We start from the raw sequence: 7,824 nt of genomic DNA on the forward strand, positions 1-7,824 counted from the left end.
AATTTTATAAATTAAAAAAGTCTTTAAAATTATAAAAAATGCTTGAAGACAATAATTTGAAATTATTGACATTACTGCAAAATTGTTCATATTACCACCTAAATTCCATGAGATTCAGTCCAATATCCATTACCATTTACAAAGCCTTTCAACCATACTTGGTCGGTTATTGTAGAAGCAACAATATAAAATGATACCCAAGCATATGTTGGATTTCTTCGCTCTTTTATATATCCACAATAAAGATCATATTGAAATTAAAAACAATCTTTTAAAGATATTTTTCATATGGACCTCTTTAATTTTTTATCTTTGTATTTTGTATGGTAACATAAATTTTTAACCATACATCTGATGTCTATTTATTTAATTATATTCCAGATTTAGTCCGTAATCAAGTTAAATTGCTAAATAATCATTGTAACTAATTAAAAAAATACCCCCAATTATGAAGGTATTTGTAAAGTTATTATTTTATAATTCTTCAACTGTTTTTTTTATATTTTCAACCGTTATGCCAAAGTATTTATAAACTTCCTTTGCTGGAGCGCTTATACCAAAGGTGTCTATGGAAATATTTTTTCCTTCAAGACCTGTGAATTTTTGCCAACCAAAGGATGATGATGCTTCCACGCTGATTCTCTTTTTAATTTTCTTTGGTAAAATTTCTTCCCTATAGGATGCAGTTTGTGCTTCAAATAGCTCCATTGAAGGCATACTTACTACTCTTACATTTTTCATATCTTTTGTGGCTTCAAGTGCAAGATGAACTTCAGAGCCTGTAGCTATTATAATTTTTTCAAGCTTTTCTTCTTCTTTTTTAATTATATAAGCTCCTTTTTTAGCATCTAATGAAGAATTTTCAAGTTGTGGTAGGTTTTGTCTTGTCAATATCAAGGCTATTGGAGTATTTTTTGATTGCATTGCAAGGTTCCAAGCTACGCAAGTTTCTCTTCCATCTGCTGGTCTAAATACTATTAAATTTGGTATGGACCTTAACATTGCAAGGTGTTCTATTGGTTGGTGGGTTGGTCCATCTTCCCCTACTCCTATAGAATCGTGGGAGAATATATAAATATTTGGTATATTCATAAGGCTTGCAAGCCTAATTGTTGGTTTCATATAATCTGAAAATACTAAAAATGTTGCATTATAAGGTCTCAAACCGCCATGCAATAACATACCATTTGTTATAGCTCCCATAGCATTTTCACGCACTCCGAAGGTTATATTTCTTCCTAATCTGTTGTCTTTTGAAAAATATTCTTCCCCATCTAAAGATGATTTATTTGAACCGGCAAGATCTGCAGAACCTCCAAATAAGTATTTACATTTCTTTGCTATATGGTTTAAAACTTTACCTGATGTTTGCCTTGTCGCCATATCTTTATCGAAAGAATCATAAAAATCCTTATCTACATAATCTATATTTTTTGATTTATCCAAGCTTTCAATATATTCCTTGTAGAGTTTTGGATATTTTTCCTTATATTTTTCTTCGTTTTTCTTATCTTCTTGGTATTTTTCTTGAAGATTTTTAATTATTTGTGAAAAGTTATCTTTGACTTCTTCATCAACATAAAAATCTTCATCTTTCATATTAAAAAATTCCCTGGTCTTTTTAATATTTTCTATTCCTAGAGGTGAACCGTGAGATTTTTCAGAACCTGCCATAGGTGATCCATAACCTATTTTGGTATTAACTTTTATCATGGCTGGATTTGGGCTTTTCTTTGCATCTTCTATTGCCTTTGAAATTTCTTCTAAATTATTTCCGTCCATAACTTCAAAAGTATCCCATCCCAAAGCATCGTATCTTTTTAATACATCTTCTGCAAAGGCAAGATCAGTTGAACCTTCTATTGTTATATTATTAGAATCGTATAATACTATTAATTTTTTTAAATTTAATGTTCCTGCAAGTGATGAGGCTTCATTGGATATTCCTTCCATAAGGCATCCATCACCTACTAAGGCATAAGTATAGTGGTCTATTAATTTTATATCCTTATTGTATAATGCTCCAAGTTTTTCTTCTGCTAGTGCCATGCCTACAGCCATAGAAATACCTTGACCAAGTGGTCCTGTGGTTGCGTCAACTCCTACAGTATGACCGTATTCAGGGTGACCTGGGGTCTTTGAAAGTATTTGTCTAAAATTTTTTAAATCTTCAAGACTAAGTCCATAGCCGAAAAGATAAAGCAACGAATATAAAAGTGCGCTTCCATGACCTGCTGATAAGATAAACCTATCTCTGTTGTGCCAGTTTGGATCTTTGGGATTTATTTTTAAATGGTCTTTAAAAAGTTCATAAGCCATGGGTGCTGCTCCCAAAGGTAAGCCAGGATGGCCTGAGTTTGCCTTTTGCACTTGGTCTATTGACAACATTCTAATGGTGTTTACATTTAAACTATCTTTCATTTCTTCTCCTTTTATCATTGTACACTTTTCTTATCTAATAATATTGAAACTAAAAACTTTGGAATGGCGAGCTGTCTTTTAAATCTTGACGGGTTTGTAATAAGCCTATAGAACCATTCCAAATTTAATTTTATAAAAATTTTTGGAGCTCTTTTTGCTTGACCAGCTAAAATATCTAAAACTCCACCATTACCAATAATAATATTTGCTTTAATCTTATGGAAATTCTTGTCAATCCAAATTTCTTGTTTTGGAAATCCTAGACCTACAAAAATAATATTGACATTTTTTGAATTTATTTCATCAATGATATTTTTCTCTTCTTCGGAATTATCAACTCCCATATGACTTCCAGGGAAATATCCATTGTGATAACCACAAACTTTTAAATTTTTGTATTTTTTTTGAACATTTTCACAGGCTTTTTTGCTTACCCCTTCCTTGCCTCCTAAAAAATATAAATTAAGTCCCTTCTCATCGGCAAGTTTTAATAATTCCATGGAGGTATCAAAACCAGTTACCCTTTCTTTTAAAGGTTTTTTTCTGATTTTTGCACCATAAATAAGACCAATACCGTCACAAATTACCAGTTCTCCACTATTGATAATATTTTTTAATTCATTATCTTCCCTGGCTGCCATAACAATTTCAGTATTGGGTGTATAAATCCTATTAAGTTTATCAGATTCTAAAAATTTCTCTAAAATTTTTTTATTTTCTTCAAAAGAAATATTACAAATATTTATTCCGAAAATACTTACTTTTTCCATAATTACCTTGCCTTTACTCTTTACCTTTATTGATTTTACCATAGCTAGAAATATTTTTCCATATTAAAAAGAGCTGTTGAAAAAACAGCTCTAATATGTATGTCCAAACAATATTATTTTATTCCCAAACTAACTTTTATAGCATCATCTATGACGGTCATAACATCTTCGCCAAATCTGCCAATTCTTTCTCTCAACCTTTTTTTATCTATTGTTCTAATTTGTTCTAACAATATAACTGAATTTTTTGGAAGCGGTACAGTCTTAGCTTTTACATTAACATGGGTGGGCAATTTGGCTTTATTAAGTTGGCTCGTTATAGCTGCTACTATTATAGTTGGAGAATACTTGTTACCAACATCATTCTGGACTACTACAACAGGTCTAACGCCACCCTGTTCAGAACCAATAACCGGCGAAAGGTCTGCATAAAATATATCTCCTCTTTTTATCATCATACTCTCACCTTTTCGGTTAAAAGAAACTTTCCCACATAATTATACGTGTATTTTTAATTCTTGTCAATGGACTTAAATGCCATTGGTAAAAAATTAATAATATCTCTTGCCCTCATTGAAACTTCTCCCAAACTATTTTTTGCAAAATCTCCAGCTAATCCGTGAATATAAACTCCCACCTTTGCGGCTTCAAAGCTTGGAAAAATTTTTAAAAGTGCACTTATTATTCCTGTCAGTACATCGCCTGAACCTGCACTTGCCATGCCGGGATTTCCACTCTTATTGATATAGATTCTATCGCCATCAGTTACCACAGTTGCACTTCCTTTTAAAACTAAAACCACTTTATTTTTCTTTGCATATTCCTTTGCAAGTTTTTCTCTATTATTATTTATAAAATTTGGATCAAGTCCTGTAAGTCTTGAAAATTCAAGAGGATGTGGTGTTAGTACTGTTTGAAAATCCTTTCTGTTCTTGAAAGGCTCATCTATTAAAACTAAATTGTTTAGACCGTCTGCATCTATTAATAATGGTTTTTGAATTTTTAGAACTCTTTTTAAAATTTCTATCTTTTCCTTCTTTGTCCCCATTCCAGGACCAATTGCAACTACATCTAGAGAATTTAAAAATTTAATTAAATCATCATTATTATCAAAGGTCTTTGCAATAGGTTCAATATATTTTATTGACATAATTTCAAAAATTTCCTTATCTACAACATTATAAACAAGACCTGCCCCTGATTTTAAGCAAGCATTTGAAGATAAATAAACAGAACCTGTCATGCCAAAACTGCCGCCTACAATTCCAATCTTGCCAAAAGTCCCTTTATGTGAATTACTATCCCTCTTGGGCATAATATTGATAAATTCCTTTTCAATCTCTATATAATTTTCAATCAGTTTGGCAAAAGCTATGGCATAATCTCTTTCATGAGAAATAGACAGATAATATTTTTGTCCCCTAAATTTACCATAGGGCTTTTTATTTTCATGAAAAATTTCTATTTCTTTGAGTGGAAAAGTTTTATCTATTTCGTTTGCTTTTATTATAGCTTCCTTAGCAGAAAAAATTCCCGCCATTCTTTCATAGGGATTTTTTTTCTTTCTAATATAATTTATCTCATTTTCAGTAAAATATTCATCTAAAAATTTGGGATACTTATCGAATAAATCTTTAATCCTACTTATTTTACATATATCTATTCCATACATATGATCACTTCCATTTGACTTTAATAAATATTATTAGTATAATTTTAGTATAACATATTAAAGACGGAGAAGATATAAAGTAAGCTTTTAGCCGAATTACAATATCAGAGTCGAGTATTTTAGACTTTAAGGCCTATGGCGAAGAAAGGTGGTACCACGAATGCGTCCTTTCAATGCCTGGCTTTTTTTATTGGAGGTATTTATGACAAAAAATGTATTTGATGTTTTAAAAGAAAGAGGTTTTATAGATTCTGTTACAGATGAAGAAAATCTCAAGGATGTTTTGGAAAAAGAAAAGATTAAATTTTATATAGGTTTTGATGCAACAGCCGATTCACTAACTCTTGGCCACTTCTTACAAATTAGAGTTATGCAACATATGCAAAAACAAGGACATATTCCAGTTGCACTTTTAGGTGGCGGAACAACATCTATAGGTGACCCATCAGGCAAAAATGATATGAGAAAATTGATGGATAGACAAACTATTGATCACAATGCAAAATGCTTTAAGGAACAAATTTCAAGATTTGTTGATTTTTCTGATGGCAAAGGCATGATTTTAAATAATGGTGATTGGCTTTTAAATCTTAATTTTCTAGAATTTATGAGGACTATTGGAGTTCATTTTTCAGTAAATAGGATGTTAACTTTTGATTGCTACAAAAATAGAATGGAAAAAGGGCTTACATTCTTTGAATTTTCATATATGCTAATGCAATCTTACGATTTTCTACACTTATACAGAAATTATGGTGTAAAACTTGAGCTTGGCGGTTCTGATCAATGGTCAAATATTATTGGCGGATATGAACTTGTTAGAAAATTAGAAGAAGAAAAAGTATTCGGCATGACTTTTAAATTGCTAATTACTGCAAATGGTGTCAAAATGGGCAAAACTGAAAAAGGTGCTATTTGGCTATCAAAAGAAAAAACTTCTCCCTATGAAATGTTCCAATATTTGAGAAATACTGACGATAGGGATGTAATTAAATTTTTAAAACTTTTGACACTTTTAGATATGGATGAAATTAAAGAATATGAAAAATTAGAAGGTCAAGAACTAAACAAGGCAAAAGAAGTTTTAGCTTATGAAGTAGTTAAGGATGTTCACGGAGAAGAGGAAGCTAAAAAAGCCCTTGAAGCGTCAAAAGCAATGTTTGGAGGTCAAAAAACAGCAGAAAATATCCCCTCTACACTTATGAATAAAGAAAGCTTACAAGAAGGTATAGGCATTTTAAATATATTAACAGAAATAGGCTTTTCAAAAACAAATTCTGAAGCTAGAAGACTTATAAATCAAGGTGGAATTTCAATCAATGATGAAAAAATAACTGACCCAGCTTTAATAATTACCTTAGATAAGTTTAAAGATGATGAAATTATCTTGAGAAAAGGTAAAAAATTATACCATAAAATAAATTTAAAATGAGGTGATTATATGGATAAACATTTAGTACTTGAATATTTTGAAAAATTCGCAAAAATTCCAAGAGGTTCAGGAAATGAAAAGGAAATCTCTGACTATTTAGTAAAACTTGCCCAAGAAAAGGGATATAAGGCAGAGCAAGATAAAGTTTTAAACGTTAAAATTGATGTTCCTGCAAAAGAAAACTGTCAAAATAAAAAAAGAGTAATCTTGCAAGCCCATATGGATATGGTTTGTGAAAAAAGTAGTGATTCCAACCATGATTTTCTAAAAGACCCAATAAAACTTATTTATGATGGTGATATTTTAAGAGCTGATGGCACAACACTAGGCGCTGATGACGGTATAGGACTTGCAACTGCCTTTGCCCTAGCTGAAACTACAGAACACGGACCAATGACAATTTTAGTAACAGTTTCAGAAGAAACAGATATGCACGGAGCAAAAAATGTATCTGCAGAATTTTTACAAGGCTCTTATCTCATAAATATAGATTCAGAAGATGAAGGAATTTTAACAATGGCTGCAGCTGGTGGTGAACAATATAAAGCAATCTTTACCCCTAGCTATGAAGATTATGACAAAGATATTTTATCACTTGAATTTGCTGGTCTTGAAGGCGGTCATTCAGGGGTAGAAATAGATAAAAATAGGGGCAATATGATTAAAATTATTGCTGAATTTATAGATAAAGTAAATGGTAAAATTGCAGAAATTGATTGTGGTACAAAAGATAATGCAATTCCCAGACAAGGAAAGCTATTAATTTCTTGCGATACTGATATTGCAAAAAAAGTAATAAATGAACTCGTCGACAAATACCAAGACTTAGACGGAGATTTTTCTATTACAGTTTCTACCGAAAAATACAAAGGAAAAATTCAAACAGAAAAATCATCCAAAGAATTTGCAAAGTTTCTATTAGGTCTTCCGACAGGACTTAGATCATATACAGATGATACAAAAAAATTCTTAGAATCTTCATCCAATCTTGCTATAGTCAGAAGATATGAAAAAGATACAAGTAGATATCTAGTAAAAGACTCTATGAGATTCATAAAATCATCTTTAATAGAAGAATTTGAACAAATATTTAAGGACGCATCTAAAGGTTTCAATGTAGATTATGAATTTATAAACTATTATCCTGAATGGGAATATAAAGAACACTCTCCTTTAAGAGAAATAGTTAAAAAAACCTACAAAGAAAGTTACGGCAAAGATATGGAATTAGCAATAATTCATGGTGGACTTGAATGTGGAGTATTTTATAAGAAAAATCCAAATCTAGATATAGTTTCATTAGGACCCGATGTAAGAGGAGCTCACACCCCTAAAGAAACAACATATTTAGGTTCAATACAAAGAGTTTATAACCACTTAGTAAAAGTAATTAACGAATTAGACTAAGTATAATATAAAAACTAAGTACAATATAAAAAAACCAAGAAGTTTAAAACTCCTTGGTTTTTTAGTTTGAAAATTTTTTATTAATTTTTTCAATTTTCTTCTTTTCAATTAAAAAAATTAAA

The 7,824-nt window shown here is 30.7% G+C and carries 6 protein-coding genes; 2 read left to right on the forward strand and 4 right to left on the reverse strand.

The window, feature by feature from the left end; genetic code table 11:
• Positions 1–474 precede the first annotated feature (474 nt).
• From tkt to HMPREF9131_RS03735, 4 genes are all read right to left on the reverse strand, one after another.
• Positions 475–2,421: a transketolase gene (gene tkt, locus HMPREF9131_RS03720; RefSeq protein WP_009345436.1), complete on the reverse strand. Its 1,947-nt coding sequence runs from the start codon at positions 2,419–2,421 to the stop codon at positions 475–477.
• A 14-nt stretch (positions 2,422–2,435) separates the two neighbouring features.
• Positions 2,436–3,233 carry a WecB/TagA/CpsF family glycosyltransferase gene (locus tag HMPREF9131_RS03725; protein WP_009345435.1) on the reverse strand — a complete coding sequence of 266 codons (798 nt, stop codon included), beginning with the start codon at positions 3,231–3,233 and terminating at the stop codon, positions 2,436–2,438.
• Positions 3,234–3,304: 71 nt separating this feature from the next.
• The gene (locus tag HMPREF9131_RS03730; RefSeq protein ID WP_009345439.1) at positions 3,305–3,649 is read right to left on the reverse strand and encodes a type II toxin-antitoxin system PemK/MazF family toxin; all 345 of its coding nucleotides are present in this window, start codon (positions 3,647–3,649) and stop codon (positions 3,305–3,307) included.
• 53 nt (positions 3,650–3,702) lie between these two features.
• Positions 3,703–4,863 carry an NAD(P)H-hydrate dehydratase gene (locus HMPREF9131_RS03735; protein WP_009345442.1) on the reverse strand — a complete coding sequence of 387 codons (1,161 nt, stop codon included), beginning with the start codon at positions 4,861–4,863 and terminating at the stop codon, positions 3,703–3,705.
• A 202-nt stretch (positions 4,864–5,065) separates the two neighbouring features.
• On the opposite strand from HMPREF9131_RS03735, the gene tyrS reads away from it, so the two are divergent.
• Together tyrS and pepD are read left to right on the forward strand one after the other, a co-directional pair.
• Positions 5,066–6,295: a tyrosine--tRNA ligase gene (gene tyrS / locus HMPREF9131_RS03740; RefSeq protein WP_009345437.1), complete on the forward strand. Its 1,230-nt coding sequence runs from the start codon at positions 5,066–5,068 to the stop codon at positions 6,293–6,295.
• A 9-nt stretch (positions 6,296–6,304) separates the two neighbouring features.
• Positions 6,305–7,702, forward strand: coding sequence for a beta-Ala-His dipeptidase (gene pepD / locus HMPREF9131_RS03745; protein WP_009345438.1), 1,398 nt, complete (start codon positions 6,305–6,307; stop codon positions 7,700–7,702).
• Positions 7,703–7,824 lie beyond the last annotated feature (122 nt).

The organism is Peptoniphilus sp. oral taxon 836 str. F0141 (assembly GCF_000179335.1).
Lineage (GTDB): Bacteria > Bacillota > Clostridia > Tissierellales > Peptoniphilaceae > Peptoniphilus_A > Peptoniphilus_A lacrimalis.

Excerpts from the sequence above, each read along its gene's own strand:
- tkt (WP_009345436.1), bottom strand. The coding sequence starts at position 2,421 with ATGAAAGATAGTTTAAATGTAAACACCATTAGAATGTTGTCAATAGAC.
- HMPREF9131_RS03725 (WP_009345435.1), bottom strand. The coding sequence starts at position 3,233 with ATGGTAAAATCAATAAAGGTAAAGAGTAAAGGCAAGGTAATTATGGAA.
- HMPREF9131_RS03730 (WP_009345439.1), bottom strand. The coding sequence starts at position 3,649 with ATGATGATAAAAAGAGGAGATATATTTTATGCAGACCTTTCGCCGGTT.
- HMPREF9131_RS03735 (WP_009345442.1), bottom strand. The coding sequence starts at position 4,863 with ATGTATGGAATAGATATATGTAAAATAAGTAGGATTAAAGATTTATTC.
- tyrS (WP_009345437.1), top strand. The coding sequence starts at position 5,066 with ATGACAAAAAATGTATTTGATGTTTTAAAAGAAAGAGGTTTTATAGAT.
- pepD (WP_009345438.1), top strand. The coding sequence starts at position 6,305 with ATGGATAAACATTTAGTACTTGAATATTTTGAAAAATTCGCAAAAATT.